This is a genomic window from Streptomyces sp. NPDC059452 (assembly GCF_042750035.1).
Lineage (GTDB): Bacteria > Actinomycetota > Actinomycetes > Streptomycetales > Streptomycetaceae > Streptomyces.
The window spans coordinates 82677-108258 of record NZ_JBHYVE010000005.1 but is presented as its reverse complement, the minus strand read 5'-3'; the positions used below and the strand labels follow the sequence as shown (position 1 = coordinate 108258).

The window sequence follows — 25582 nt, the reverse complement described above, 5'->3', positions numbered from 1 at the left end:
ACCACTCCCGCACCCGCCTGGAGACACCCATGCCCTCCGCCAAGACCCGCAAGCCGCTCCACCTCAACGCCTTCCTCATGTCCACCGGACACCACGAGGCGTCCTGGCGGCTCCCCGAGAGCCCTGCCGAGGCGGGCTCCGACATCGAGCACTACAAGAACCTCGCCCGGATCGCCGAACGCGGCCGTCTGGACTCCCTCTTCCTCGCCGACAGCCCGGTCCTCATGGGCGACCCCGGCCGCCGCCCGGCCGCCAAGCTGGAGCCCACCGTCCTGCTCACCGCGCTGGCCGGGGCTACCGAGCACATCGGGCTCATCGCCACCGCCTCCACCAGCTACAACGAGCCCTACAACCTGGCCCGCAGGTTCGCCTCGCTGGACCATGTCTCCGGCGGCCGGGCCGGGTGGAACATCGTCACCACCGCCGGGGCCGACGCCGCCCGCAACTTCGGCCTGGACGACACCCCGCTGCACCACGAGCGCTACCGCCGGGCCGCCGAGTTCGTCGAGGTCTCCACCAAGCTCTGGGACAGCTGGGCCGACGACGCCGTCGTCGCCGACAAGGAGGCCGGTGTCCACGCGCTGGCCGCACGCGTCAAGGCCATCGGCCACCGGGGCGAGTTCTTCCGCGTCGACGGACCCCTCAACGTCCAGCGTCCGCCCCAGGGTTACCCGCTCCTCGTGCAGGCGGGTTCCAGCGAGGACGGCAAGGACTTCGCCGCCCGGTACGCCGAGGCGGTCTTCACCGCCCAGCAGACCCTGGAGGAGGGCATCGCCTTCTACAGGGACGTCAAGGCGCGGGCCGTGGCGCTCGGCCGCGACCCCGAGACCATCAAGATCCTGCCCGGCATCGTCCCCGTCATCGGTGACACCGAGGCCGAAGCCCGTGAACTGGACGCCGAGTTGGACCGGCTCATCGTCCCCGAGTACGCCAAGCGGCAGTTGGCCCTCCGCCTCAAGATCGCCCCCGAGGACCTGGACCTGGACGCCGAACTCCCCGAGGACATCCCGACCGAGGACGAGATCGAGGGCGCCAAGAGCCGCTACACCCTCATCGTGGAGCTGGCCCGCCGCGAGCGCCTGACGGTACGTCAGCTCATCGGGCGGCTCGGCGGCGGACGCGGCCACCGCACCTTCGCGGGCACCGCCGAGCAGGTCGCCGACACCATCGAGCACTGGTACGACAGCGGGGCCGCCGACGGCTTCAACATCATGCCCGCCGTCCTCCCCTCGGGCCTGGAGGTCTTCGTCGACCGGGTCGTCCCGATCCTCCAGGAGCGCGGCCTCTTCCGCACCGAGTACACCGGCTCCACCCTGCGCGAGCACTATGGCTTGCCACGCCCCGCCAACCAGCTGTTCGACGCAACAGACGCAACAGACACGACAGACGCAACAGACACAGCAGGCACAGCAGACACGGCCGCCCCCCACGCCGGCCTGGCCACGGCGGGAGCCCGGTGACCGACTGTACGACGCGCGGCGGTGCCGGTCCCCAGCGGAAGCCGGGGACCGGCACCCCTCAGCCCTCCGAACCCGGCTGGGCCCGGCGGCTGTTCGCCTACTGCCTGCGCCACCGCACCGACCTCCTCCTCGCCTTCGGCGCCGCACTCGTCGCCGCCGTCGCCACCGCCACCCTGCCCCTGGTCCTGCGCCATGTCGTGGACGGGGTGGCCGACGGCACCACCGCCTCCCTCACCCCCTGGATCGGCCTGCTCGCCGCGCTCGGCGCCGTACGCTTCGGGGCCAGCTTCACCCGCCGCTACCGGGCCGGGCGGCTCTCCCTCGGCGTCCAGTACGACCTGCGCAACGACGCCTTCGCCGCCCTCCTGCGGCTCGGCGGCGCCCAGCAGGACGGGCTCCGCACCGGGCAGGTGGTGAGCCGGTCCATCTCCGACATCACCCTCATCCAGACCCTGCTGCAGTTCCTGCCGAACCTCACGGGCAACGTCCTGATGTTCGTCTTCTCGCTGGTCTTCATGGCCTGGCTCTCGCCCCTGCTGACCCTGGTGGCGCTGGTCGTCGGACCGCTCCTCTACGCCATCGCGCTGCGCAGCCGCCGCGACCTCTTCCCCGCCAACTGGCACGCCCAGCAGGAGGCCGCCGAGGTCGCCTCCACCGTCGAGGCGACCGTCACCGGGGTCAGGGTCGTCAAGGGCTTCGGCCAGGAGAGCCGGGAGCTGACCGGGCTGGAGGAGCGCGCCCGTACCCTGTTCGCCTCCCGGCTGCGGGTCGTCCGCTTCACCAGCCGCTACAACCCGGCGCTCCAGGCGGTCCCCGCCCTCGGCCAGGTCGCCGTGCTCGCCCTCGGCGGCTGGATGGCCCTGGACGGCCGGATCTCGCTCGGCACCTTCCTCGCCTTCACCACCTACCTGGGCTCCTTCGTCATCCCCGTACGGCAGGTCGCCACCCTGCTCACCGTCTGGCAGCAGGCCAGGGCCGGGGCCGAACGTGTCCTGGAGGTGGTTGACGAGGCCCCCGTCATCACCGACGCGCCGGGCGCCCGCGAGCTGCCCGACGACCCCGGGCGCCCGCCCGCCCTCGCCTGGCAGGACGTCACCTTCGCCTACGGGGACGAGGCCCCGCTCCTGGACGGCTTCACGCTCGACGTCCGCCCCGGCGAGACCGTCGCCCTGATCGGCTCCGCGGGCTCCGGAAAGTCCACCGCCGCCGCCCTGCTGCCCCGCTTCTACGACGTACCCTCCGGAACGGTCGCCGTCGGCGGAACCGATGTGCGCGAACTCTCCCTCGCCTCGCTCCGCTCCCGGATCGGCTATGTCTTCGAGGAGAGCCTGCTGCTCTCCGACACCGTGCGCGCCAACATCGCCTACGGGACCCCCGACGCCACCGACGAGCAGATCCGCGAGGCAGCCAGGACCGCCTGCGCGGACGAGTTCATCGAACGGCTCCCGAAGGGGTACGACACCGTCGTCGGCGAACAGGGCCTCACCCTCTCCGGCGGCCAGCGCCAGCGCATCGCGCTCGCCCGCGCCCTCGCCGCCGACCCGGCCGTCCTCGTCCTGGACGACGCCACCTCCGCCATCGACGCCCGGGTGGAGGCCCGGATCCACGCCCGGCTGCACGAGGCGACCCGTCGCCGTACGACACTCATCGTCGCGCACCGCCGCTCCACCCTGGAACTGGCCGACCGCATCGCCGTGTTGGACGGCGGCCGGATCACCGACACCGGAACCCTGGACGAACTCCGTTCCCGCTCTGCCCTGTTCCGTACGCTGCTCTCCACGGCCGATCCCACGGCATCCGAACCCGTGCCCGAGCCCCCGGCCGGCGGGGTGACCGCGGAGCTGTGGCACCGCGAGGCAGCCGGAGCCGCCGACACCGAGGAGGGCACCGCCGTCCGCGCCGCCCAGGCGCTGGCCGAGGCCGCCGCCACCTCCGGGCCCGGACGCGGCGGACCCGGCGGCGGGGTGCTCGGCTCCGCCCCGCCCAGCCCGGAGCTGATCGCCGGGCTCGCCCGCCTCCCGCTGCCCGAGGCCGATCCGAAGGTGTCCACCGCCCAAGCGGTCGCCGCCGACCGGGAGTTCCACCTCGGCACCCTGCTGCGCCCGTTCCGCCTGCCGCTCCTTCTCGGGCTGCTGCTGGTGGCCCTGGACGCGGCGGCGCAGATCGCCGTCCCCGTCCTCGTACGCCACGGAGTGGACCACGGGGTCGCCCGCCAGGCCGGGGGAGTCCTCCTCGCGGCGGCGGCCGTCGCGGGACTGGTCGTCGCCGTCAACTGGCTGATCGGCGTGGCCCAGGTCCGCACCACCGGACGCACCGGCGAACGGCTGCTCTACACCCTGCGGGTGAAGACCTTCGCCCAGCTCCAGCGGCTCGGCCTGGACTACTATGAGCGCGAGCTCGGCGGCCGGATCATGACCCGGATGACCACGGACGTGGACGCCCTGTCCACCTTCCTCCAGACCGGCCTGATCACCGCCGTCGTCAGCCTGTTGACGGTCCTCGGCGTCCTGGTCACGCTGCTGTTCATCGACGCGGGCCTCGCCGTCGTCCTGCTCGTCGCCCTCCCCGTCCTGATCGGAGCGACCGCCCTCTTCCGCCACTACTCGGTCCCCGCCTACCGGGAGGCCCGGGAGCGGGTCAGCGCGGTCAACGCCTGCCTCCAGGAGAACGTCACCGCGATCCGTGTCACCCAGGCGTTCCGCCGCGAGCAGCGCAACGCCCGCGACTTCGCCGAACTGGCCTGGGGATTCAGGGACTCACGGCTGCGCGCCCAGCGGTACATGGGCACGTTCTTCCCGTTCGTGGAGTTCCTCGGCACCCTGTCGACCGCCGCCGTCCTGGTCGTCGGCGCGGGCCAGGTGCGCTCCGGCGAACTGAGCGCGGGCACGCTGATCGCCTTTCTCCTCTATGTGGAGCTGTTCTTCTCGCCGATCCAGCAGCTCTCGCAGGTCTTCGACGGCTACCAGCAGGCGGTGATCGGCCTCGGCCGCCTCCGCTCGCTGATGCGCACCCCTGCGGGTACCCCGCCCGCCGAACAGCCGCTGAACGTAGAGAAGTTGCGCGGTGAGGTGGAGTTCGACGAGGTGTCGTTCGGTTACGGGGGTGGCGGCGGCCAGGAGGTCCTGCACGGGCTGCGGCTGCGCATCGCCCCCGGCGAGACCGTGGCCCTGGTCGGGGCGACCGGCGCGGGCAAGTCCACCGTCGTCAAGCTGCTGGCTCGCTTCTACGACCCGACCGCCGGGACCGTCCGCGTCGACGGCCACGACCTGCGCGATCTCGACCTGCCCGCCTTCCGGCGCCGCCTCGGGCTCGTCCCCCAGGAGCCGCACCTCTTCAGCGGCACCGTGCGGGACGCCATCGCCTACGGGCGCCCCGACGCCACCGATGCCGAGGTGGAGAGCGCCGCCCGGGCCGTGGGCGCGCACGAGATGATCGCCGGGCTCCGGCTCGGCTATCTCCAGCAGGTGGGGGAGCGGGGCCGCAACCTGTCCGCCGGACAGCGCCAGCTCCTCGCCCTGGCCCGGGCCGAACTCGTCGACCCGGACGTCCTGTTGCTCGACGAGGCCACCGCCTCGCTCGACCTCGCGACCGAACGCCGGGTGGCCGCGGCGACGGAGGCCCTGTGCCGCCGCCGTACGACCGTGGTCGTCGCCCACCGGCTGACCACCGCCGCCCGCGCCGACCGGGTGGTCGTCCTCGACGCCGGAGCCGTCGTCGAGAGCGGAAGCCACACCGAACTCCTCGCGGCGCGGGGCCCGTACCACCGCCTGTGGGAGGCCTTCCGGCAGACCGGCGGCCCGCTCCCGCCGCAGGACCACCCCGACACCACCGTTCAGCTCGTCAAGGAGAGTGCACGATGACCGAATACCGCAACCTCGGCCGCACCGGCGTCCAGGTCAGCCCCCTCGCGCTGGGCACCATGATGTTCGGCGCCCGGGGCAACACCGATCACGACGACAGCGTCCGGATCATCCACCACGCCCTGGACTCCGGCATCAACTTCGTCGACACCGCCGACGTCTACTCGCAGGGCGAGTCGGAGATCATCGTCGGCAAGGCCCTCGCGGGCGGGCGGCGCGACAACGTCGTCCTGGCCACCAAGTTCCACAACCGGCTCGGCGACGACCCCAACGAGCGGGGAAACAGCCGCCGTTGGATCATCCGCGAGGTGGAGAACAGCCTGCGCCGGCTGGGCACCGACTGGATCGACCTCTACCAGGTCCACCGCCCCGAGCCCGGCACCGACTTCGACGAGACCCTGGGAGCCCTGACCGACCTGGTCCGGCAGGGCAAGATCCGCTACATCGGCACCTCCACCTTCGAGCCCTCCGCGATCGTCGAGGGCCAGTGGATCGCGGAGCGCCGGGGCCGGGAGCGCGTCGTCGCCGAGCAGCCCCCGTACTCGCTGCTCGCCCGGGGCATCGAGCGCGAGGTGCTGCCGGTGGTGCAGCGGTACGGGCTCGGCGTGCTGTCCTGGAGCCCGCTGGCCGGTGGCTGGCTGGCCGGCCGCTACCGCAAGGGCGCCGAGCAGCCGGCCTCCAGCCGCGCCGAGCGTCAGGCCGCCCGCTTCGACATCACCGCGCCGGAGAACGCGGCCAAGCTGGAGGCCGCCGAGGCCCTCGCCGTACTGGCCGATGAGGCCGGTCTCACTCTGGTCCAACTCGCCCTGGCCTTCGTGCTGGAGCACCCGGCCGTCACCTCGGCGATCATCGGGCCGCGCACCTTCGAGCAGCTGGAGAGCCAGCTCGGCGCCGACAAGGTGAAGCTGAGCCGGGACGTCCTCGACCGGATCGACGAGATCGTCCCGCCCGGCACCAACCTGTCGGCGCGCGACGCCGGTTACGCCCCGGCGGTCCTCAACGACGCTTCGCTGAGGCGTCGTTCGGGCTGACCGCCGAGGAGGCGGGCCGGGGTCACTGGCGGATGCGCTCGCGGATCCAGACCCCGGCCTCCTTCAGGACCCCGGTCCCGGTCCAGTTGGAGCCGTTGCAGGTGCCGGTCTTGAAGACGGCACCGGAGCGGTGGTCGTCGGAGTAGTTCCAGTTGGTCCAGGAGATCTTCTTGCGCTTCATCAGGTCGAGGTAGCGCTGCGACATCGCGAAGTCGTTGGCGCCCTCGCCCGCGTAGTTCTGCGTCCCGAACTCCGTGACGAAGACGGGGAGTTTGTCGGAGGCCCGGTCGAGGGTGGCGAGATACGCCTCGCGGTGGGAGGCCGCGTAGAAGTGGAAGGTGTACATGATGTTCGAGGCGCGGACCGGGTTGTTCACCACCTCCGACTCGTTGGAGCCCTCCGAGACCCCGAACGAGGACCAGGCCCGCGTGCCGACCAGGACCACCGCGTCGGGGTCCTGCGCCCGGATCACCGGGATGATCTGCTCGGAGTAGGACTTGATGGCCGACCAGCTCACCCCGGAGGGCTCGTTGGCGATCTCGTAGAGCACGCCCGGGTGGTCCTTGTACTTCTTCGCCATCGCGGTGAAGAAGGTCTTGGCCCGCGCGAGGTTCACGTTCGGGTCGCCCGGCGACAGCATGTGCCAGTCGATGACCGCGTACATACCGCGTGCGTGCGCCGCGTCGATGAACTTCTGCGCCCGCGCGGTGAATCCGGCCGGATCGGTCTCGTACCCGCCCTCCTGTACGTAGGTGGAGACGCGCAGCACATCGGCGCGCCAGTCGGTGGCGAGGGCGTTGAGCGACCCGTCGGTGACGCACTGGGCGTACCACTGGGTGCCGTGGGTGCTCATCCCGTTGAGGGCGATCGCCTGGCCGGAGGCGTTACAGAGCTGCCGTCCGCAGACGCGGAGCTGGCCGTTGGCGGCGAGCGGTGTGGCGGCGAGCGGTTTCGCGGCGGTGGGGGCGGCGGGAGCGGCAGCGGGCGCCGGGGCGGCTCCCGCCCGGACGGGGGACAGGAGTGCGGTGACCACGCCGAGCGCGGACGCGGCGAGCAGGGCCTTGCGGGCGAGACCTCGCCGGCCGGCCGTGGGGGCGGCGGCCTCGGCGGGAGGGGTGGGGGACGTGGGGGGAGTGGGGGGAGTGGGGCGCTGGTGCATGGTGGTGCTCCCTTCGGATGGGGGTGGGAGACGCCATGGCGGCAGAACTGAAAGTAAAGCTTCCTTCCAATTGCCGTCAACAGTGTTGGGAAACTTTCCTGTCTATTAACGCGCACGAGTGAAGGGGCCCCGAAGGGCCCCCGGCTCTCCCGCCGTTCCTCAGTTCTGCCGCGGCAGTCAGTTCTGCTGCGGCAGCGGGTAGACCGCCAGCGAGAACGAGTGGCCCGCCGGATCCCCGTACACCCGGACATCGCGCGGACCGCTGTTGCTGTCACCGGTGTCGACGGGCCTGGCTCCGAGCGAGATCGCCTCGCGCTCGGCCTCGTCGATGTCGTCGCTGCTCACCAGGATGCGTAGATGCGCCTGCTGGGAGTCCTCCGGGCGGGGCCAGCTCGGCGGTGCGTAGCCGTGGTCCCGGCGGATCGCCAGCCGGACGCCGTCGTTGCCGACGATCTCCACGAAGTCGGGGTCGGAGCCGATCCGTGTCTCCGCGTCGAGCAGACCGGCGTAGAACTCGGCCAGCTCCATGGGTTCGGCGCAGTCAAGGACGAGGACGCTCGTTTTCTCCACAGTCATGCGGGGACGGGTACCCCCGGCCGCCCGGGACACGCCGCGCCGCCCCCGGACACGCCGTCCACGTCCCGGGCGGGCGCGTCCCCGATGTCCAGGATGAGGAAACACCCGGCCCGACCTAAGGTGCGAACCATGGCAGAGAGCGCGGCCCGACCCGGCCCGGCCGGACGCGACGCCGCCCCCGGCGGCCCGGACCCCCGGCGCTGGAAGGCGCTGGTGGTCTGCCTGGTGGCGGGCTTCATGACCCTGCTCGACGTCTCCATCGTCAACGTGGCCCTCCCGTCCATCAGGGAAGGGCTCAACACCCCCGAGTCCGACCTCCAATGGGTGCTCTCCGGCTACGCCCTCGCCTTCGGCCTCTTCCTGATCCCCGCCGGACGCCTCGGCGACGCACGCGGCAGGCGGGCCGTCTTCATGGCGGGGCTCGCCCTGTTCACCCTGGCCTCCGCCGCCTGCGGGGCCGCCCAGTCCAGTATGTGGCTGGTCATCGCCCGACTGGTCCAGGGCATCGCGGGCGGGCTGATCTCCCCGCAGATCTCCGCCCTCATCCAGCAGATGTTCTCCGGGCGGGAGCGCGGCCGGGCCTTCGGCATGTTCGGCACGGTCGTCGGGATCTCCACCGCCGTGGGCCCGCTGCTCGGCGGTCTGCTCATCCAGGCGGCGGGCCCCGAACACGGGTGGCGCTGGGTCTTCTACGTCAACCTCCCGCTCGGTGCCGTCTGCCTCCTGCTGGCCCGCCGCCTCCTCCCCGACACCCCCTCCGCCGGGCGGGTCCGCCCGCGCGACCTGGACCCGGTCGGTGTCCTTCTCCTGGGCGCCGGGGTGCTGGCCCTGCTGCTCCCCTTCGTCCAGGCCCAGCAGTGGCCCGGCAACGGCAAGTGGCTGCTGCTCGTGCTCGCCGCCGCCCTGCTCGGGGCCTTCGTCGCCTGGGAGGCCCGGTGCACGGGCGGCCCCACCCAGCCGGTCCTGGACCTCGCGCTGTTCCGGCTGCGCTCGTACTGGCTGGGCTGCCTGCTGATCCTGCTCTACTTCGCCGGGTTCACCTCGATCTTCTTCGTCACGACCCTCTACCTCCAGTCCGGTCTGGACTACTCCGCCCTCCAGGCCGGACTGGCCATCACCCCCTTCGCCCTCGGCTCCGGGGCCGCCGCGTCGATCGGCGGCAGGCTCGTCGGACGGTTCGGCCGCCCGCTCGTGGTGGCCGGACTCGTGATGGTCGCCGTCGGCCTCGCGGGCACCGCGCTCGCCGTCCACTGGGTGCCCGGCAGCGGCGCGGGCTGGGCGATGGCCGCCCCGCTGCTCCTCGCCGGTCTCGGCAGCGGTCTGGTGATCGCCCCGAACCAGACGCTGACGCTCGCCGAGGTCCCCGTACACCGGGCGGGAAGCGCCGGGGGCACCCTCCAGACCGGTCAGCGGGTCGGCTCGGCGGTGGGGATCGCGGCCGTCGGCGCGGTGTTCTTCGCCCAGGTCGGCACGGAGGGGTGGGCGGACGCGTACGACCACGGGCTGATCGTCTCGGTCGCCTTCGTGCTGGCCGCACTCATCGTGGCGCTGGCCGACGTCGGGGCCGACCGACGGGGCAGACGACACGCACAGAGGAAATCCACGGACACCGACCCATCGAGGAGCGCGGCATGAGCGACATATCCCAGAAGAGCGCGGGGAGCGACGGCAACACCTCCTACGGACACAAGCCGTTCAAGCGGTCCCGCAGCCACTTCGCCGACCGCATCACCGCCGACGGCCGTGACGGCCGGCCCGTCGAGGCGGGACGCTACCGGCTCGTCGTCAGCCGCGCCTGCCCCTGGGCCAGCCGCGCCCTGGTCTCCCGGCGCCTCCTCGGGCTGGAGGACGCCCTCTCCCTCGCCGTCACCGACCCCATCCAGGACGACCGCAGCTGGCGCTTCACCCTGGACCCGGGCGGCACGGACCCGGTGCTCGGCATCCGCTATCTGAGCGAGGCGTACGACGCCCGGGAGAAGGACTACCCGGGCGGGGTCAGCGTCCCCGCGATCGTCGACGTACCGAGCGGGAAGCTGGTCACCAACGACTACCAGCGGATCACCCTCGACCTCGCCACCGAGTGGACCGCCCTGCACCGCCCCGGCGCCCCCGACCTCTACCCGGAGCCGCTGCGCGCGGAGATCGACGAGGTGATGGAGGGCATCTACCGGGACATCAACAACGGCGTCTACAAGGCGGGTTTTGCCAGCACCCAAGAGGATTACGCGGAAGCCTATAAGGCACTCTTCGCCCGCCTGGACCAGGTCTCCGCCCGCCTCACGGACCGCCGCTACCTGGTCGGGAACACCATCACCGAGGCCGACATCCGCCTCTTCACCACCCTGGTCCGCTTCGACGCCGTCTACCACGGCCACTTCAAGTGCAACCGGAACAAGGTGACCGAGGACCCGGTCCTGTGGGCGTACGTCCGTGACCTCTACCAGACCCCCGGGTTCGGGGACACCGTCGACTTCGACCACATCAAGCGCCACTACTACCAGGTGCATACGGGGATCAACCCGACCGGCATCGTCCCGCTCGGCCCCGACCTCTCCGGCTGGGCCACCCCGCACCACCGCGAACAGCTCGGCGGCCGCCCGTTCGGCGACGGCACCCCGCCGGGGCCCGTACGGGAGGACGAGCGGGTCACGCCGCTCGACCGGGTCTGACCCGGGTCCGACCGGCCAGGTCCGACCGGCCTCAGCGCACCCGGGGCCGACCGGCCAGGTCCGATCCGGGCCTCAGCGGACCCGGGGCGGGGGCGGCTGCGGCGCGAGCGTGTCGGTGGCCAGGGAGGAACGGGCCAGCACCACGCACCCCGCGGCGATCAGCCCCAGCCCGGCCAGCTCCGGCAGCAGCCACCAGCCGGTGCGCAGCTCCTCGTCGAAGAGCGTCACCCCGTACAGGATGCTGATCAGCGCGTCCCCCAGCGTCAGCATCGGCTGCACCGCCACCAGGCTGCCCGCGTGGAGGGCGTGCTGGAGCAGGTAGAGGGCGCCCACCCCGGCCGCCGCCGACGCGTACAGCTGCCAGGACGTCAGCAGCGCGACGGCCCCGCCGTCCGGGCCGAGGTGCGCCATCGCGTCCTTCATCAGCGCGGCCGTCAGCGCGTAGGCGCAGGCGGAGGCCAGCCCCAGCAGGGCCGCCCGGGTGTCGCCGCGCACCCGCAGCGCGGCGACGATCAGCGCCGCCTCGAACGCCCCGGTCAGCGCCAGCGTCGGGACCCAGTCCGCACCCCGTACGGAGTCGGTGCCGTCGACCGGCGCGGCCGACGCGAGCCCGATGGCGAGCCCGGCGGTCACCGCCACGACGCCGTACCAGACCGTGCGCGGCGCCCGGACCCCCATCGCCCAGCCCGCCACCAGCAGCGTCGCGGGCAGCTCGATGACGAAGATCGGCTGCACCACCGAGATCGGCCCGGTCGCCAGCGCCACCGCCTGGCAGACGGCCGCCACGATCACCAGGCCGATCCCGGCCAGCCACACCTTCTGCCGCACCAGATGGCCGATCAGGGAGAGGCGCATCGCCTCGCTGTCGGGCACCTTCATCGCCGCCCGGCGCTGGAGCACCGTGCCGGAGCCGTTGCTGAGGGCGGTCAGGACGGCGAAGAGGACACTGATCACCGGTTCATCATGGAGCGGGCGGGGAAGAGGCGCGCGGGGCGTGGGGCCGGTGGGCGTAACCCCGTACCCCTACCCCGCGGCTTGGCGGACACCCGCACTCCGGTGCTTGCGGACACCACGCTTCCGGCGCTCGCGGCCCCCGCACTCCGGCGCTCGCGGACACCATGCTTCCGGCGCTCGCGGCCCCCCGTACCCCTGATGCTTGCGGACCGTCCCTGTCCGCAAGCCCCGGTAGCGTACGGACCATGGCCGCGAAGACGCACCGCACCGCCGCGCACCCCGCCGTCCTCTCCACCCGGGCGCTGAACCGGGCGACCCTGGACCGACAGCTCCTGCTGCGCCGGTCCACGATGTCCGCGAAGGACGCGGTCGCCCACCTCCTCGGGCTCCAGGCGCAGAACACCAGGCCGCCCTACTTCCAGCTCCACGCGCGGCTCGCGGAGTTCGACCCGCGCGAGCTGTCCGGCCTCATGGAGTCCCGCGAGGTGGTCCGGATCGTCAGCCTCCGCTCCACCCTCCACACCCATACGGCGGACGACGCCCTGACCCTGCGTCCGCTGGTGCAGGCGGCGCGGGACCGGGAGCTCAAGGCGTTCCGGCGCGGTCTGGCCGGGGTGGACCTGGACCGGCTCGCGGCTGTCAGCAGGGAGCTGGTGGAGGAGCGCCCGCGCCCGGTCAAGGAGTTGCGCGAGGAGCTGCTGGCCCGCTGGCCGGAGGCCGACCCGCCGGCGCTCACGGTGGCCGCCCGGTGCCTGCTGCCGCTGGTCCAGGTCACCCCGCGCGGACTGTGGGAGCGCGGCGGGCAGGTCGCGCTGACCACGGTGGAGCACTGGCTCGGCAGGCCGTCGGAGCCGGTGCCCGAACCGGACGCCACCGTCCTGCGCTACCTCAACGCCTTCGGCCCGGCCTCGGTCAAGGACATGCAGCGCTGGGCGGGGCTGACCCGGCTGCGGGAGGTCTTCGACCGGCTGCGGCCCCGGCTCCTGGCCTTCCGCGACGAGAACGGCACCGAACTCTTCGACCTCCCCGACGCCCCGCGCCCCGACCCGGACACCCCGGCCCCGCCGCGCTTCCTGCCCGAGTTCGACAACGTACTCCTGGGCCATGACGACCGCTCCCGGGTGATCCCGGATGCGAACAAGGGGCGCAACTGGGTGGGGAACCAGGCGTACGGGACCGTCCTGGTCGACGGGTTCTTCGAGGCGGTGTGGCGGCTCCGGCAGGAGGGGGAGACGGCGATCCTCACCGTGCAGCCGCTGCGGACCCTGCGGCGGGGCGAGCGTACCGAGATCACCGATGAGGCGGAACGGATGCTGACGGTGATGACGGACGCGACTTCGTACGACGTCCGGTTCGGCACGTTCCTGGACTTCGGGGACTGAGGATCCGGGCGAGCCTCCTCAGGGCAGCAGCCCCGCCCGCCGTGCCGCCACCACCGCCTCCAGCCGGGTGTGCGCCCCCAGCCTGCGCATGGCCGAGCGCAGGTACCCCTTCACCGTCTCCGGCCGCAGCCCCAGCTGACGGGCGGCCGCCGCGTTCGTCGCGCCCGCCGCCACACACGCCAGGACATCCAGCTCGCGCGGTGCGAGGCCGACCTCCCGGGCCGCCGGGACCCGCGCCCCGGACGCCGAGGCCAGGCGCCCGCAGACGCCCAGCAACTCGTCGCGGAGCGCCGGGTCGGCCACCTTCGGCACCAGCGCGCGCAGCTCCCGATGGGCCTCGCGTACGTCCTCCCAGGCCGCCGGAGCCGTACCCGGGCCGTCCACCTGCTCCCGCGTCAGGGCCAGCAGCTGCCGCACCTCGTCCCGGACCGCGAGCGCCTGCTCCACATCACGGGCCGCCGCCACCGCCGCGTCGAACGTACGGTCCCCGAGGCTCACCGGCGTACGCAGCGCCCCGTACAGCACGCCCCGCACCGTCCGCCGTACGACGACGGGTACGGCGACGACCGAGCGCAGCCCCTCCGCCGCCACCGCCGTGTCGTACTCGTGGCTGATGTGGCGCGAAGCGGCGTAGTCCGTCACCGCGCAGGGCCGGGCGAGCGCGATGGCCTTGCCGCCGAGGCCGCTCCCGGCCGAGACGACCAGACCGCGCAACGCGCTGGTCTGCGCCCCGTTGAGCTCCCCGATCCGCGCGTGGCGGGCATCGGACAGCAGCCCGCCGAAGGCCACCGGCAGCCCGCTCGTGCGGCGCAGCCCCGCCAGCGCCGCCTGCATCTCCACCGCATCGACCGCTTCCGGCACTCCGACGCCCCTCCACCCGTGCGAACCACCACCCCCGTCCGGGGGTGGTGAGACCTGGGTCACTGTTTACATGATGTCCATCGACCGGTCCGGTCCGCAACGAGGAGGCCCTATGTCGGCAATGAGTGCGACGGAGACGTTCCGGGCCGCCCGGGACTTCCTGCTGGAGCACCGCGAGGACTACGACACCGCCTGCTCGGGGTTCCGCTGGCCCCGGGCCGACCGCTTCAACTGGGCGCTGGACTGGTTCGACGTCATCGCCGAGAACAACGACCGCACCGCCCTGCACATCGTGGAGGAGGACGGCCGGCGCACCGAGGTCTCCTTCGCGGCGATGTCCGAGCGCTCCGACCGGGCCGCCAACTGGCTGAAGGCGCAAGGGGTCCGGGCGGGCGACCGCGTCCTCGTGATGCTCGGCAACCAGGTGGAGCTGTGGGAGACCGCACTCGCCGCGATGAAGCTGCGTGCCGTCCTCATCCCGGCGACACCGCTGCTCGGCCCCGCCGATCTGCGCGACCGGGTGGAGCGTGGCCGGGTGCGCCATGTGCTCGTACGGGACGCGGACACCGGGAAGTTCGACGAGGTGCCGGGGGAGTACACCCGGATCGCGGTGGGCGAGGAGGTGGCGGGCTGGCTGCCGTACGCCGAAGTGGCCGACACCTCCGCCGAGTTCACGCCCGACCGGGCGACGGGCGCCGACGAGCCGCTGATGCTCTACTTCACCTCCGGCACCACCGCCCGGCCCAAACTCGTCGAGCACACCCATGTGTCCTACCCCGTGGGCCACTTGGCGACGATGTACTGGATCGGGCTCCGCCCCGGCGACGTCCACCTCAACATCTCCTCGCCCGGCTGGGCCAAGCACGCCTGGTCCAACCTCTTCGCCCCGTGGACCGCCGAGGCCACCGTCTTCATCTTCAACTACACCCGCTTCGACGCCTCCCGGCTGATGGCCGAGATGGACCGCTCGGGCATCACCAGCTTCTGTGCCCCGCCCACCGTCTGGCGGATGCTCATCCAGGCCGACCTGTCGCGGCTGAAGGTCCCGCCGCGCGAGGTCGTCGCGGCGGGGGAGCCGCTGAACCCGGAGGTCATCGAGACGGTCCGGCGGGAGTGGGGTGTCACCATCCGGGACGGCTTCGGCCAGACGGAGAGCGCCGTCCAGGTCGCCAACACCCCCGGCCAGCTCCTCAAGTCCGGTTCCATGGGCCGCCCGAGCCCGGGGTTCACCGTGGAACTGCTCGACCCGGTCACCGGCCGCCCGGGCGCGCGCGAGGGGGAGATCGCCCTCGACCTCGCCGACCGGCCAGTCGGCCTGATGACCGGCTACCACGGCGACCCGGAACGCACCGCCGAGGCGATGGCGGGCGGCTACTACCGTACGGGCGACATCGGGGCGCGCGACGAGGACGGCTACATCACCTATGTGGGCAGGTCCGACGACGTCTTCAAGTCCTCCGACTACAAGATCTCGCCGTTCGAGCTGGAGAGCGCCCTCCTGGAGCACGAAGCGGTCGCCGAGGCCGCCGTCGTGCCCGCCCCCGACCCGCTCCGCCTCGCCGTCCCGAAGGCGTACGTCGTCCTGGCGGCGGGCTGGGAGCCGGGGCCGGAGACCGCGAAGGTCCTGTTCGCGCACGCGCGGGCGGTCCTCGCCCCGTACAAACGCATCCGCAGGCTGGAGTTCGCGGAGCTGCCCAAGACCGTCTCCGGCAAGATCCGCCGCATCGAGCTGCGCGAACGCACCGCCCAAGGCGCCGGAGCAGGAACCGAGTTCGACGAAGGGGACCTGAAATGAGCGAGCTGTCCGAGGAGAGCGGACTGTCCGAGGAAAGCGAGCTGTACCGGGGAAGCGGGCTGTACCGAGGGAGCGGGCCGACGGAAGTGACCGGCAGCCTCTCGTACGCGCACGGCACCGGCACCACCGCCCTGCTCGGCGACACCATCGGCCGCGACCTGGACCGGACGATCGCCGCCCACGGTGACCGTGAGGCCCTGGTCGACGTGGTCTCCGGCCGCCGCTGGACGTACACGGAGCTCGGCGCCGACATCGACGAACTGGCCCGCGCCCTGATGGCGTCGGGGGTGGCGAAGGGCGACCGGGTCGGCATCTGGGCGGTCAACTGCCCCGAGTGGGTGCTCCTCCAGTACGCCACCGCCCGCATCGGTGCCGTCATGGTCACCATCAACCCCGCCTACCGGGCACACGAGTTGGAGTTCGTCCTGAAGCAGGCGGGCATCTCCCTGCTGGTCGCCTCCCTGGCCCACCGCACCAGCGACTACCGCGCCCTCGTCGGCGAAGTCCGCGCCAACTGCCCTTCCCTGCGCGCCGTCCACTACATCGGCGACCCGTCCTGGACCGAGCTGACGGCGACCGCCCCGGCCGTCACCCCCGCCCAACTGGCTTCCCGTGAAGCCGAGCTGTCCTGCGACGACCCCGTCAACATCCAGTACACCTCGGGCACCACCGGCTTCCCCAAGGGGGCCACCCTCTCCCACCACAACATCCTCAACAACGGTTATTTCGTGGGGGAGATGATCGCCTACACGGAGGCCGACCGGATCTGTCTGCCGGTGCCCTTCTACCACTGCTTCGGCATGGTGATGGGCAACCTCGCCGCCACCTCGCACGGCGCCTGCATCGTGATCCCGGGCCCGTCGTTCGAGCCCGCCGCCGTGCTGGCCGCCGTCCAGCAGGAGCGCTGCACCTCGCTCTACGGCGTCCCCACCATGTTCATCGCGGAGCTGAACCTGCCGGACTTCGCCTCGTACGACCTCTCCTCGCTCCGCACCGGCATCATGGCGGGCTCTCCCTGCCCGGTCGAGGTGATGAAGAGGGTGGTCGCGGAGATGCACATGGCGGAGGTGTCCATCTGCTACGGCATGACGGAGACCTCCCCCGTCTCCACCCAGACGCGCCGCGACGACGATCTGGAGCGCCGCACCGGCACGGTGGGCCGGGCGCTGCCGCACATCGAGGTCAAGATCGTCGACCCGGCGACCGGCACCACCGTGGAGCGCGGCAGCACGGGTGAACTGTGCACCCGGGGCTACAGCGTGATGCTCGGCTACTGGGACCAGCCCGACCGCACCGCCGAAGTGATCGACGCGGGCCGCTGGATGCACACCGGGGACCTCGCGGTGATGCGCGAGGACGGGTACGTGCAGGTGGCCGGCCGGATCAAGGACATGATCATCCGGGGCGGCGAGAACGTGTACCCGAGGGAGATCGAGGAGTTCCTGCACGGCCACCCGAAGATCGCCGACGTCCAGGTGGTCGGCGTGCCGGACGAGAGGTACGGGGAGGAGATCCTGGCCTGCGTCATCCCCCGGGACCCGGCCGACCCGCCGGTCCTGGAGGAGATCACCGCGTACTGCCGGGAACGGCTGGCCCACTACAAGATCCCGCGCGGGCTGCGGGTGCTCGACTCCTTCCCGATGACGGTGAGCGGGAAGGTCCGCAAGATCGAGCTGCGGGAGACGTACGGCGGCTGAGCCCCGCCGGACGGCCCGCGCGGGGGCGGCCGGTCAGGCGGCTTCGATGATGTCGGGGCCGCCCGACCGGGTCGCCGCCGCCCACTCGATCAGCAGCACCTCGTACGTCGCGGCCTCCCCGGCGGACCAGTCCTGGCCCGCGCGGGAGTCGACGAGCGCGCGGATGGCCTCGTTCGCCTGGGCGGCGGACGCCACGGCGGGTGACTCGGCATGACGGGGAGTCAAATCCATGCCCCTAGCTTACGGGGCACCACCGACAGCGACCGCCGCCGACGGCCGGGCGGGCTGGAGGTCGCGCCGCATGCAGACCCGCGGCCAGCGGTCCAGCCCGTGCTGGGCCTCCTCCCCGCGGATTCTGCGCAGCCCGTCGGTGAGCTCGCTCTCGGCCAGGACCCGGAACCCGATGCGGGTGTAGTACGGGGCGTTCCACGGCACGTCGCTGAAGGTGGTCAGGGTGAGGGCGGGGAGCCCCTGTTCGGCGGCGAGCGTGGCGAGGTGGGCGATCAGGGCGCGGCCGATGCCCCGGCGGGCCACCACCGGGTCCACCGAGATCTGCTCGATGTGCAGGGCGCCGTCGACGGGGTCGGCGATCAGATAGCCCACCGGCCGGTCGTCGGCGGCGGAGAGGGGATCGGTGGCGGAGAGGGGGCCGACGGCCACCCAGCACCGCCCGGCCCGCCGGTAGTTCTCCAGCAGGTCGAGCGGGGGCGGATCGTCGTCGGCCACGGAGGTCATGCCGAGGGTGCGGAAGGGTTCCCCTGCGGCGCGCTCGATGTCCTGGAGAAGGCGGAGATCGGAGCGTCTGGCGGAGCGGATGCGCATGTACTCAGTGTGCCGCGCCGGACCGGGCGCCGGTACGGGGTGGGCCGAAAACGTCCCCTCCGCCGCCCCGCTCCCGTCGTTCAGGCCCCGGTGCTGACCAGCTCGTCGGCCGGGCTGTTCACCGGCTGCGGCGCCCCGGTGAGGTCCATGACGAAGAGCGGAAGGCCGACGCCGTCCGCCCGGGCCCGCGCATCGGCCTCGTACCCCGCGAGCGAGAAGAACACCCCGGCCGCCGACGCGCCCAGGGCGTTCAGCCAGAGGCATTCGACCCCGCGCACCCCCACCGGCCGGGTGGAGGCGTCGACCTGGGCGACGAGCCCGGTGGCCCGCAGGTCGATCCCGCCCGCGCGCCGGACCTGGGGCCGGGCCACCTCGCGGTAGCCGAGCCAGGTCAGGTAGAGGGCGGCCGCGCTCACCGCGTCGTGGCCCGTACGGATCGTCCGGGGCCGGAACGAGGGGCGCGGGTGGGCGGCGGTGCGCGGCAGCGGGATGTGTGCCGGCCTGACGGGCCCGGGCGGGGGTTCACTCTCGCCGACCGGCCGCACCGGAATCCGGAGCAGGGCCCCGCACGGGCAGCACAGCTCCGGCTGGGGCCACTGGTCCCGCCGGTCGCAGGCGGCGCAGCGGACGGTGACCCAGTCCTCGTCCCAGGTGCGGCGCGTGACCCGGACCGCCGGGGCGCCCGGCACCAGCGGCGGGGCGGTGGGCGCCCCGCACGGGCACGGGTAGGCCGGTGCGACGTAGGCATGGTCCCGGCTGCAGGCCGGGCACCGTACCGGCACGGACTCCACGATCGTCTCCCTCCGGCACGGACGCGCAGGACGGCTGCGCTCCGTGCCTCCCTCGTCACCCCATCGTCCACCAGGAGCGAGGTTCTGGGGAGGGGATTGGCGCACTTCGTACCCACCGGAGCCGTCGCCCGCCCTTGACGGGGACCCCACTGCGTTTTAGATTGCTTCCATATAGCAGAACTAATCTTCCGCAATACGGAATTGGTGCTCTCAGGTGGCGCGACAGAGCCCGACTCCACCAGTCCCGAGCAGGAGCACTCAATGCCTCGTATGACCGCTGCCCGTGCGGCAGTCGAGATCCTCAAGCGCGAAGGCGTCAGCAACGCGTTCGGTGTGCCGGGTGCGGCGATCAACCCCTTCTACGCGGCCCTCAAGGCCTCCGGCGGGGTGCAGCACACGCTGGCCCGGCACGTCGAGGGCGCCTCCCACATGGCGGAGGGCTACACCCGGGCCAAGGCCGGCAACATCGGCGTCTGCATCGGTACGTCGGGCCCGGCGGGTACCGACATGATCACCGGGCTGTACTCCGCCATCGCCGACTCCATCCCGATCCTGTGCATCACCGGCCAGGCCCCGACCGCCGTCCTGCACAAGGAGGACTTCCAGGCCGTCGACATCGCCTCGATCGCCAAGCCGGTCACCAAGGCGGCGACCACCGTCCTGGAGGCCGCCCAGGTCCCCGGCGTCTTCCAGCAGGCCTTCCACCTGATGCGCACCGGCCGTCCGGGCCCGGTCCTCATCGACCTGCCGATCGACGTCCAGCTCACCGAGATCGAGTTCGACCCCGAGCTGTACGAGCCCCTCCCGGTGCACAAGCCCGCCGCCTCCCGCAAGCAGATCGAGCGGGCGCTCGAACTGCTGAACGCCTCGGAGCGCCCCCTGCTCGTCGCGGGCGGCGGCATCATCAACGCCGACGCCTCCGAACTCCTGGTGGAGTTCGCCGAACTGACCGGCGTCCCCGTCATCCCGACCCTGATGGGCTGGGGCATCCTCCCCGACGACCACGAGCTGAACGCCGGGATGGTCGGCCTCCAGACCTCGCACCGCTACGGCAACGCGAACTTCCTGGAGTCCGACTTCGTCCTCGGCATCGGCAACCGCTGGGCCAACCGCCACACCGGCAAGCTGGACGTCTACACCCAGGGCCGCACCTTCGTCCACATCGACATCGAGCCCACCCAGCTCGGCAAGATCTTCGCCCCCGACCTCGGCATCGCCTCCGACGCCAAGGCCGCGCTGACGCTCTTCGTCGAGGTGGCGCGCGAGCTGAAGGCGGCGGGCAAGCTCAAGGACCGCTCGGCCTGGGCCGCCTCCACCCAGGAGCGCAAGGCCACCCTCCAGCGCCGCACCCACTTCGACAACGTGCCGCTCAAGCCGCAGCGCGTGTACGAGGAGATGAACCGGGCGTTCGGCCCCGAGACCCGTTACGTCACCACCATCGGGCTGTCCCAGATCGCCGGCGCGCAGATGCTGCACGTCTACAAGCCGCGCCACTGGATCAACTGCGGCCAGGCGGGCCCCCTCGGCTGGACGATCCCGGCCGCGCTGGGCGTCGCCACCGCCGACCCGGAGGGCACGGTCGTCGCCCTCTCCGGCGACTACGACTTCCAGTTCATGCTGGAGGAGCTGGCCGTCGGCGCGCAGCACCGCATCCCGTACGTCCACGTGCTGGTGAACAACTCCTACCTGGGCCTCATCCGCCAGGCGCAGCGCAACTTCGACATCGACTTCCAGGTCAACCTGGAGTTCGAGAACCTCAACTCCCCGGAGCTGGGCGTCTACGGCGTCGACCACGTCAAGGTCGTCGAGGGCCTCGGCTGCAAGGCCATCCGGGTCACCGAACCGGACCAGCTGCTGCCCGCCTTCGAGGAGGCGAAGAAGCTCGCCGCGGAGTTCCGGGTCCCGGTCGTCGTGGAGGCGATCCTGGAGCGGGTCACCAACATCGCGATGAGCGGCACCGACATCGCCTCGGTCAACGAGTTCGAGGACATCGCCACGGACCCGTCCCACGCCCCCACGGCAATCCGCCCGCTGACGGTCTCCTGACCTGACGGACACCCAGAAGGTCCCCGCCCCGGAGCCGTCCTCCGGGGCGGGGACCTTTGCCTCTTCCGGCCCATCCGGCCGGATACGCCCCTCAACTCTGTTGTGACTGGAGCCACATCCGGCATCGAATCCACCATCACACCGTCTTCACATTTACGATGCGGACGTGCGGCAGGTGACCGAATCCCGCCGTGTGAAGAGAATTGACGGGGAGTCACGTTCATGCAAAGAGCCTCAAGGGGTGCTCTCGACAGTGCACCGAATCCGGCGTCGGAGGTGAGGAGGCGGTCCGTCGTCGCGTGGTCGGCGCTGCCCTCCGTCCTGATCGCCTTCGCGCTGGTGATGACGACGGGGGCGCCGGCCGGTGCCTACAACACGTACAACGGCCACCGCTTGAAGTACGGAATCAACGGCGAGTACTACTGGCTGGACTCCACCGCACAGAACTCCCACCCCAATGCGATTCCGGCCGGTGTGGGGCACTGGAACAACACCACGGACACCAAGGTCTGGTACGTCAAGACTCTTGCCAAGGAGAAGAGCCGACTGGACTTCTACAGGCGATCGAGCAGCAGTGGCGTGTACTGTGCGGCAACCTCCATGTACGTCAATACGTCGGCCGTGAACGCGTACCAGAAGGACTGGGTCTGGGCCAAGGTCACGATCGACCCGCTGTTGGCCAATGCGTCACAGTGCGGACCCGAGACTCACCGTGACGGGATCATCGCACATGAGGTGGGCCATGCGATGGGCCTGGATCACAACAGCAACAAGAGCTCCCTGATGTACACGAACATATCCGGTACGCGTGTCGACGCCCCGATCAAGGATGACAGGAATGGCATCAACCACCTCTACTGACAGGTCCGCTTCGCGCCGCGTCGGCTTCGGCGTCCTGGCAGCTGGGCTGGTGCTGCCCCTGGCCTTGTCGGGATGCTCCGGTGGTGCCGGGGGAGACGCGGCGAAGGACGACGTGCGCGGATCGCGGTCGGCGCCGAGCCTCGGGGCGACGACGGACTCGTCCGACGCCCCGGACCATAAGATCCTCATCGACGCGGCGCTCGTCAGCAGCTATTCCGCTCCCAGTCTTGCCGCGTTCGTCAGCGAGGCCGGGGCGACCAACGTGATCAGCGGCACGGTCACCGCCAGCCGGTCGCTGGTCACCGGGCCGGCCAACACCGTAGAGACGATCCTGACGATCTCGGTGGAGCGGCAGCGGGACGCCGACGCTCCCACCACCGTCGAGGTGCGGGAACAGGGAGGTGTCGTCCCGGTCGCACAGGTGCGCTCCGACTTCGAGGAGAAGCTGGGACGCGAGCTGACCGATGAGGAGCTGACCGAGAGGGTCGACTACCAGTTCAACGGAGCCGAGCACGCGCGAGTGGGTGACCAGGTGCTCGTCGTGGTGGCCGACGACGCCTCCGTGCGGGAGGAGGGCGCCTACCTCGGTCTCGCCCGGCTCGTGCGGGAGGATGAACCGGGCGCGCTCTCCAAGTCGAGTTCCGCGAAGTCGAGTTCGGGGAAGTCGGGTTCCGCGAAGTACACCTGGCCGGGGGAGGCCCCGAACCCGGACTGGGAGGGCGCGGTCGACGTGGAGTCCCTCCTGTAGGGAGGAGTGAGAGCGTCCGCGCAGTGCCGAAAGGGCGTGGAGTACGGGACCGTATCCGTACTCCACGCCCTCGTTCAGGGGGTGACAGGGACCGCGGCGGCGGCGATCGGCCCCGGGGGAGGGCCGCCTCCTTCAGGTCAGGAGGCGGGTCCCGGGGCCTTCACCACCGCACTGGCATCGCACAGCCGCCGCGGCCTCGTCGTCCTGCCCGGGCCGCGCGGCACCCCTCATCCGGGTGCGCGGTACGGGCAGGGGCTTCACAGGGGGCTCAGTCCTCGCGCAGGGCGCGGACGGCCTCCTCGACGCGCTTGCCGTAGTCGGCGTCGGCGGCGTGGAAGTGGGCGAGGTTCTTCTCGATCACATCGTCGCGGGTGACCTGCGAGAGGCCCCCGGCGATGTTGGCGACCAGACGGCCCTTCTCGTCCTCGGACATCAGCCGGTACAGCTCGCCCGCCTGGAAGAAGTCGTCGTCCTTGACATGGGCGGCCGTCTCGTAGGTGCCCGTCCAGCCGTGGACGGCGAGGGGGGCGCCGAGCGCGGAGCCGGTCTGCGCCGGACCGGCGTACGAGTTGGGCTCGTAGTTCTTGTCGTGGCGCGAGCCGTACCGCGTGGCGTGCAGCCCGTCGCGGCCGTAGTTGTCGACCTCGGCCGCCTTGGGGGCGTTGACCGGGAGCTGGGTGTGGTTGACGCCCAGGCGGTAGCGGTGCGCGTCCGCGTAGGCGAACAGCCGGCCCTGGAGCATCTTGTCCGGGGACGGGCCGATGCCGGGCACGAAGTTGTTCGGGGAGAACGCGGCCTGCTCGACCTCGGCGAAGACGTTGTCCGGGTTCCGGTCCAGCACGAGACGGCCGACCCGCTGGAGCGGGTAGTCGCTGTGCGGCCACACCTTGGTGAGGTCGAACGGGTTGAACCGGTAGTCCGCGGCCTCGGCGGCGGGCATCACCTGGACGTGCAGCGTCCAGGACGGGTTGACGCCCCGCTCGATGGCCTGGAGCAGGTCCGTCTGGTGCGAGTTGGCGTCCTTGCCGACGAGCTCGGCGGCCTGGTCGGCGGAGAGGGAGCGCACACCCTGGTTGGTCTTGAAGTGGTACTTGACGAAGAAGGCCTCGCCCTCGGCGTTCGTCCACTGGTAGGTGTGCGAGCCGTAGCCGTTCATGTGACGGTACGAGGCGGGGATGCCGCGGTCGCCCATCAGCCAGGTGATCTGGTGCGTGGCCTCGGGGGCGTGCGCCCAGAAGTCCCAGACGTTGTCCAGCTCCTGACGGCCCGTGAACGGGTCGCGCTTCTGCGAGTGGATGAAGTCGGGGAACTTGATCGGGTCCTTGATGAAGAACACCGGGGTGTTGTTGCCGACCAGGTCGTAATTGCCCTCGTTCGTATAGAACTTGAGGGCGAACCCGCGCGGGTCGCGCACCGCGTCCGCACCGCCGAGCGAGTCCGCCACGGTGGAGAAACGGAGGAACGTCTCGGTGCGTTTGCCCACTTCGGAGAGGAAGTCGGCGCGGGTGAAGCCGGTGACGTCGTCGGTCACCTCGAAGTAGCCGTACGCGCCGGAGCCTCGGGCGTGGACCACGCGCTCCGGGATGCGCTCACGGTTGAAGCGGCCGAGCTTCTCCAGGAGGTGCTGGTCCTGGAGAAGGATCGGTCCACCGACACCGGCGGTGGCGGAGTTCTGGTTGTCGGCGACCGGGGCGCCTGACTCGGTCGTGAGCACACGCTTAGCCATGTGGCGGGATGACCTTTCGTACGAGCTGCTGACGGCTTGAGGAGCGTAGATTCGCCGCGAGACAACGTCAACAGTTTGTTGAAAACGAAGTGTGTGGTTCCGGGTCGCGGCGGCGCCTGGGCGCGACAGGACAGGTGTCAGCGCCACCGCGACCCGGAGTTCAGGGGGCCCGTCGTCCGGGCCGTGGCCCCTTGCGGGGACCGGGCTCCTCGCGGAGCCGGGAGGGGATCAGACCTGGGAGCCGGAGAGCCGCTCGACCGAGCGCAGCAGCGCCGAGTGGTCCAGCCCGCCGTCGCCCTGGGCGCGCAGCGAGGCGACGAGCTGGGCGACCACACCGCCGACGGGCAGGGCCGCGCCGACGTTACGGGCGGCGTCGGTCACGATGCCCATGTCCTTGTGGTGCAGGTCGATCCGGAAGCCGGGGGCGAAGTCCCGCTTCAGGAAGTTGTCCTTCTTGCGGGTCAGCACGGTCGAGCCGGCCAGCCCGCCGTTGAGGACGTCCAGCGCTGCGGCGAGGTCCACCCCGGACTTCTCCAGGAAGACCACGGCCTCGGCGCAGGCCTGGATGTTGACCGCGACGATCAGCTGGTTGGCCGCCTTCACCGTCTGGCCGGAGCCGTGCGGACCGCAGAGCACGATGGTCTTGCCCAGCGCCTCCAGGAGCGGCTTCGCGGCGTCGAAGTCCGCCTGCTCACCGCCGACCATGATGGACAGCACCGCCTCGATGGCCCCGGCCTCGCCGCCGGAGACCGGCGCGTCCAGGACCCGGATGCCCTTCTCGGCCGCGTTCTTCGCGAGGTCCACCGAGGTCTGCGGGGTGATGGAGGACATGTCCACCAGCAGCGCCCCGCGCTTGGCGTTCTCCAGGATGCCGTCGGGGCCGTACGCGATGGCCTCGACCTGCGGGGATGCGGGCACCATCGTGATGACGACATCCGCGTCCCCGACCGCCTCCGCGATCGAGGAGGCGCCGGTGCCGCCGGCCGCGACCAGCCGGTCGATCTTGGCCTGCTCCAGGGTGTATCCGGTGACGGAGTAACCGGCCTTGATCAGGTTCTCCGACATGGGGGAGCCCATGATGCCGAGACCGATCCAGGCGACCTTGGGGAGGTTGTTGCTCATGAGGGTGCCTTCCTGAAAAACG

The 25582-nt window shown here is 71.5% G+C and carries 20 protein-coding genes; 11 read left to right on the top strand and 9 right to left on the bottom strand.

What is annotated here, in order from left to right; genetic code table 11:
- The first annotated feature begins 29 nt into the window (after nucleotides 1–29).
- Genes ACFW9Z_RS09920 through ACFW9Z_RS09910 form a run of 3 tightly spaced genes read left to right on the top strand, consistent with a single transcriptional unit; the run spans nucleotide 30 to nucleotide 6351 of the window.
- Nucleotides 30–1460 carry an LLM class flavin-dependent oxidoreductase gene (locus tag ACFW9Z_RS09920; RefSeq protein ID WP_384637137.1) on the top strand — a complete coding sequence of 477 codons (1431 nt, stop codon included), beginning with the start codon at nucleotides 30–32 and terminating at the stop codon, nucleotides 1458–1460.
- Nucleotides 1457–5320, top strand: a complete 3864-nt coding sequence (locus ACFW9Z_RS09915; protein WP_384637133.1) for an ABC transporter ATP-binding protein — start codon at nucleotides 1457–1459, stop codon at nucleotides 5318–5320. The genes ACFW9Z_RS09920 and ACFW9Z_RS09915 overlap by 4 nt, the downstream gene beginning before the upstream one ends.
- A complete protein-coding gene (locus ACFW9Z_RS09910; RefSeq protein ID WP_384637130.1) occupies nucleotides 5317–6351 on the top strand; it encodes an aldo/keto reductase in 1035 nt (344 codons plus the stop codon). Before ACFW9Z_RS09915 ends, ACFW9Z_RS09910 begins: the two co-directional genes overlap by 4 nt.
- Before the next feature lie 22 nt (nucleotides 6352–6373).
- Here ACFW9Z_RS09910 and ACFW9Z_RS09905 read toward each other — a convergent pair whose 3' ends face one another.
- Complete coding sequence (locus ACFW9Z_RS09905) at nucleotides 6374–7510, bottom strand: glycoside hydrolase family 5 protein (RefSeq protein ID WP_384637127.1); 1137 nt, start codon at nucleotides 7508–7510, stop codon at nucleotides 6374–6376.
- A 177-nt stretch (nucleotides 7511–7687) separates the two neighbouring features.
- Nucleotides 7688–8086, bottom strand: a complete 399-nt coding sequence (locus tag ACFW9Z_RS09900; protein WP_384637124.1) for a VOC family protein — start codon at nucleotides 8084–8086, stop codon at nucleotides 7688–7690.
- Nucleotides 8087–8215: 129 nt separating this feature from the next.
- On the opposite strand from ACFW9Z_RS09900, the gene ACFW9Z_RS09895 reads away from it, so the two are divergent.
- On the top strand, nucleotides 8216–9721 hold the full coding sequence (locus tag ACFW9Z_RS09895; RefSeq protein ID WP_384637121.1) for an MFS transporter: 1506 nt from the start codon (nucleotides 8216–8218) through the stop codon (nucleotides 9719–9721).
- Nucleotides 9718–10755 carry a glutathione S-transferase family protein gene (locus ACFW9Z_RS09890; protein ID WP_384637118.1) on the top strand — a complete coding sequence of 346 codons (1038 nt, stop codon included), beginning with the start codon at nucleotides 9718–9720 and terminating at the stop codon, nucleotides 10753–10755. Before ACFW9Z_RS09895 ends, ACFW9Z_RS09890 begins: the two co-directional genes overlap by 4 nt.
- A 72-nt stretch (nucleotides 10756–10827) precedes the next feature.
- Here the strand turns inward: ACFW9Z_RS09890 and ACFW9Z_RS09885 are convergent, their stop codons facing one another.
- The gene (locus ACFW9Z_RS09885; RefSeq protein WP_384637115.1) at nucleotides 10828–11709 is read right to left on the bottom strand and encodes a DMT family transporter; all 882 of its coding nucleotides are present in this window, start codon (nucleotides 11707–11709) and stop codon (nucleotides 10828–10830) included.
- A gap of 245 nt (nucleotides 11710–11954) precedes the next feature.
- Here ACFW9Z_RS09885 and ACFW9Z_RS09880 point away from each other — a divergent pair, with 245 nt between their 5' ends.
- On the top strand, nucleotides 11955–13091 hold the full coding sequence (locus ACFW9Z_RS09880) for a winged helix DNA-binding domain-containing protein (RefSeq protein ID WP_384637112.1): 1137 nt from the start codon (nucleotides 11955–11957) through the stop codon (nucleotides 13089–13091).
- An 18-nt stretch (nucleotides 13092–13109) separates the two neighbouring features.
- Here the strand turns inward: ACFW9Z_RS09880 and ACFW9Z_RS09875 are convergent, their stop codons facing one another.
- Nucleotides 13110–13952, bottom strand: a complete 843-nt coding sequence (locus ACFW9Z_RS09875; RefSeq protein WP_384637109.1) for a response regulator transcription factor — start codon at nucleotides 13950–13952, stop codon at nucleotides 13110–13112.
- 112 nt (nucleotides 13953–14064) lie between these two features.
- On the opposite strand from ACFW9Z_RS09875, the gene ACFW9Z_RS09870 reads away from it, so the two are divergent.
- The gene (locus tag ACFW9Z_RS09870) at nucleotides 14065–15747 is read left to right on the top strand and encodes an AMP-binding protein (RefSeq protein ID WP_384637106.1); all 1683 of its coding nucleotides are present in this window, start codon (nucleotides 14065–14067) and stop codon (nucleotides 15745–15747) included.
- Complete coding sequence (locus ACFW9Z_RS09865) at nucleotides 15744–17444, top strand: AMP-binding protein (RefSeq protein ID WP_384637103.1); 1701 nt, start codon at nucleotides 15744–15746, stop codon at nucleotides 17442–17444. The genes ACFW9Z_RS09870 and ACFW9Z_RS09865 overlap by 4 nt, the downstream gene beginning before the upstream one ends.
- Before the next feature lie 33 nt (nucleotides 17445–17477).
- Here ACFW9Z_RS09865 and ACFW9Z_RS09860 read toward each other — a convergent pair whose 3' ends face one another.
- The 3 genes from ACFW9Z_RS09860 to ACFW9Z_RS09850 form a co-directional block, all read right to left on the bottom strand.
- On the bottom strand, nucleotides 17478–17675 hold the full coding sequence (locus tag ACFW9Z_RS09860) for a hypothetical protein (protein ID WP_384637100.1): 198 nt from the start codon (nucleotides 17673–17675) through the stop codon (nucleotides 17478–17480).
- A gap of 9 nt (nucleotides 17676–17684) precedes the next feature.
- Entirely contained in the window at nucleotides 17685–18266 is a 582-nt protein-coding gene (locus ACFW9Z_RS09855; RefSeq protein ID WP_384637098.1) for a GNAT family N-acetyltransferase, read from the bottom strand.
- A gap of 80 nt (nucleotides 18267–18346) precedes the next feature.
- Entirely contained in the window at nucleotides 18347–19057 is a 711-nt protein-coding gene (locus ACFW9Z_RS09850) for a hypothetical protein (protein WP_384637095.1), read from the bottom strand.
- Nucleotides 19058–19318: 261 nt separating this feature from the next.
- Here ACFW9Z_RS09850 and gcl point away from each other — a divergent pair, with 261 nt between their 5' ends.
- From gcl to ACFW9Z_RS09835, 3 genes are all read left to right on the top strand, one after another.
- Nucleotides 19319–21103 carry a glyoxylate carboligase gene (gene gcl / locus ACFW9Z_RS09845; RefSeq protein WP_384637092.1) on the top strand — a complete coding sequence of 595 codons (1785 nt, stop codon included), beginning with the start codon at nucleotides 19319–19321 and terminating at the stop codon, nucleotides 21101–21103.
- Nucleotides 21104–21325: 222 nt separating this feature from the next.
- Nucleotides 21326–21964 carry a matrixin family metalloprotease gene (locus ACFW9Z_RS09840; RefSeq protein WP_384637089.1) on the top strand — a complete coding sequence of 213 codons (639 nt, stop codon included), beginning with the start codon at nucleotides 21326–21328 and terminating at the stop codon, nucleotides 21962–21964.
- On the top strand, nucleotides 21942–22712 hold the full coding sequence (locus tag ACFW9Z_RS09835) for a hypothetical protein (protein ID WP_384637086.1): 771 nt from the start codon (nucleotides 21942–21944) through the stop codon (nucleotides 22710–22712). The genes ACFW9Z_RS09840 and ACFW9Z_RS09835 overlap by 23 nt, the downstream gene beginning before the upstream one ends.
- Nucleotides 22713–22980: 268 nt before the next feature.
- Here ACFW9Z_RS09835 and ACFW9Z_RS09830 read toward each other — a convergent pair whose 3' ends face one another.
- Nucleotides 22981–24438, bottom strand: a complete 1458-nt coding sequence (locus ACFW9Z_RS09830) for a catalase (RefSeq protein ID WP_384637083.1) — start codon at nucleotides 24436–24438, stop codon at nucleotides 22981–22983.
- Between the two features lie 228 nt (nucleotides 24439–24666).
- Entirely contained in the window at nucleotides 24667–25560 is an 894-nt protein-coding gene (locus ACFW9Z_RS09825) for a 2-hydroxy-3-oxopropionate reductase (protein ID WP_384637080.1), read from the bottom strand.
- Nucleotides 25561–25582: the final 22 nt, after the last annotated feature.

What these genes read in the sequence shown, in the direction of transcription:
- ACFW9Z_RS09920 (WP_384637137.1), top strand. Translation starts at nt 30, where the DNA reads ATGCCCTCCGCCAAGACCCGCAAGCCGCTCCACCTCAACGCCTTCCTC.
- ACFW9Z_RS09910 (WP_384637130.1), top strand. Translation starts at nt 5,317, where the DNA reads ATGACCGAATACCGCAACCTCGGCCGCACCGGCGTCCAGGTCAGCCCC.
- ACFW9Z_RS09905 (WP_384637127.1), bottom strand. Translation starts at nt 7,510, where the DNA reads ATGCACCAGCGCCCCACTCCCCCCACTCCCCCCACGTCCCCCACCCCT.
- ACFW9Z_RS09900 (WP_384637124.1), bottom strand. Translation starts at nt 8,086, where the DNA reads ATGACTGTGGAGAAAACGAGCGTCCTCGTCCTTGACTGCGCCGAACCC.
- ACFW9Z_RS09895 (WP_384637121.1), top strand. Translation starts at nt 8,216, where the DNA reads ATGGCAGAGAGCGCGGCCCGACCCGGCCCGGCCGGACGCGACGCCGCC.
- ACFW9Z_RS09890 (WP_384637118.1), top strand. Translation starts at nt 9,718, where the DNA reads ATGAGCGACATATCCCAGAAGAGCGCGGGGAGCGACGGCAACACCTCC.
- ACFW9Z_RS09880 (WP_384637112.1), top strand. Translation starts at nt 11,955, where the DNA reads ATGGCCGCGAAGACGCACCGCACCGCCGCGCACCCCGCCGTCCTCTCC.
- ACFW9Z_RS09870 (WP_384637106.1), top strand. Translation starts at nt 14,065, where the DNA reads ATGTCGGCAATGAGTGCGACGGAGACGTTCCGGGCCGCCCGGGACTTC.
- ACFW9Z_RS09865 (WP_384637103.1), top strand. Translation starts at nt 15,744, where the DNA reads ATGAGCGAGCTGTCCGAGGAGAGCGGACTGTCCGAGGAAAGCGAGCTG.
- ACFW9Z_RS09860 (WP_384637100.1), bottom strand. Translation starts at nt 17,675, where the DNA reads ATGGATTTGACTCCCCGTCATGCCGAGTCACCCGCCGTGGCGTCCGCC.
- ACFW9Z_RS09855 (WP_384637098.1), bottom strand. Translation starts at nt 18,266, where the DNA reads ATGCGCATCCGCTCCGCCAGACGCTCCGATCTCCGCCTTCTCCAGGAC.
- gcl (WP_384637092.1), top strand. Translation starts at nt 19,319, where the DNA reads ATGCCTCGTATGACCGCTGCCCGTGCGGCAGTCGAGATCCTCAAGCGC.
- ACFW9Z_RS09840 (WP_384637089.1), top strand. Translation starts at nt 21,326, where the DNA reads ATGCAAAGAGCCTCAAGGGGTGCTCTCGACAGTGCACCGAATCCGGCG.
- ACFW9Z_RS09835 (WP_384637086.1), top strand. Translation starts at nt 21,942, where the DNA reads ATGGCATCAACCACCTCTACTGACAGGTCCGCTTCGCGCCGCGTCGGC.
- ACFW9Z_RS09830 (WP_384637083.1), bottom strand. Translation starts at nt 24,438, where the DNA reads ATGGCTAAGCGTGTGCTCACGACCGAGTCAGGCGCCCCGGTCGCCGAC.
- ACFW9Z_RS09825 (WP_384637080.1), bottom strand. Translation starts at nt 25,560, where the DNA reads ATGAGCAACAACCTCCCCAAGGTCGCCTGGATCGGTCTCGGCATCATG.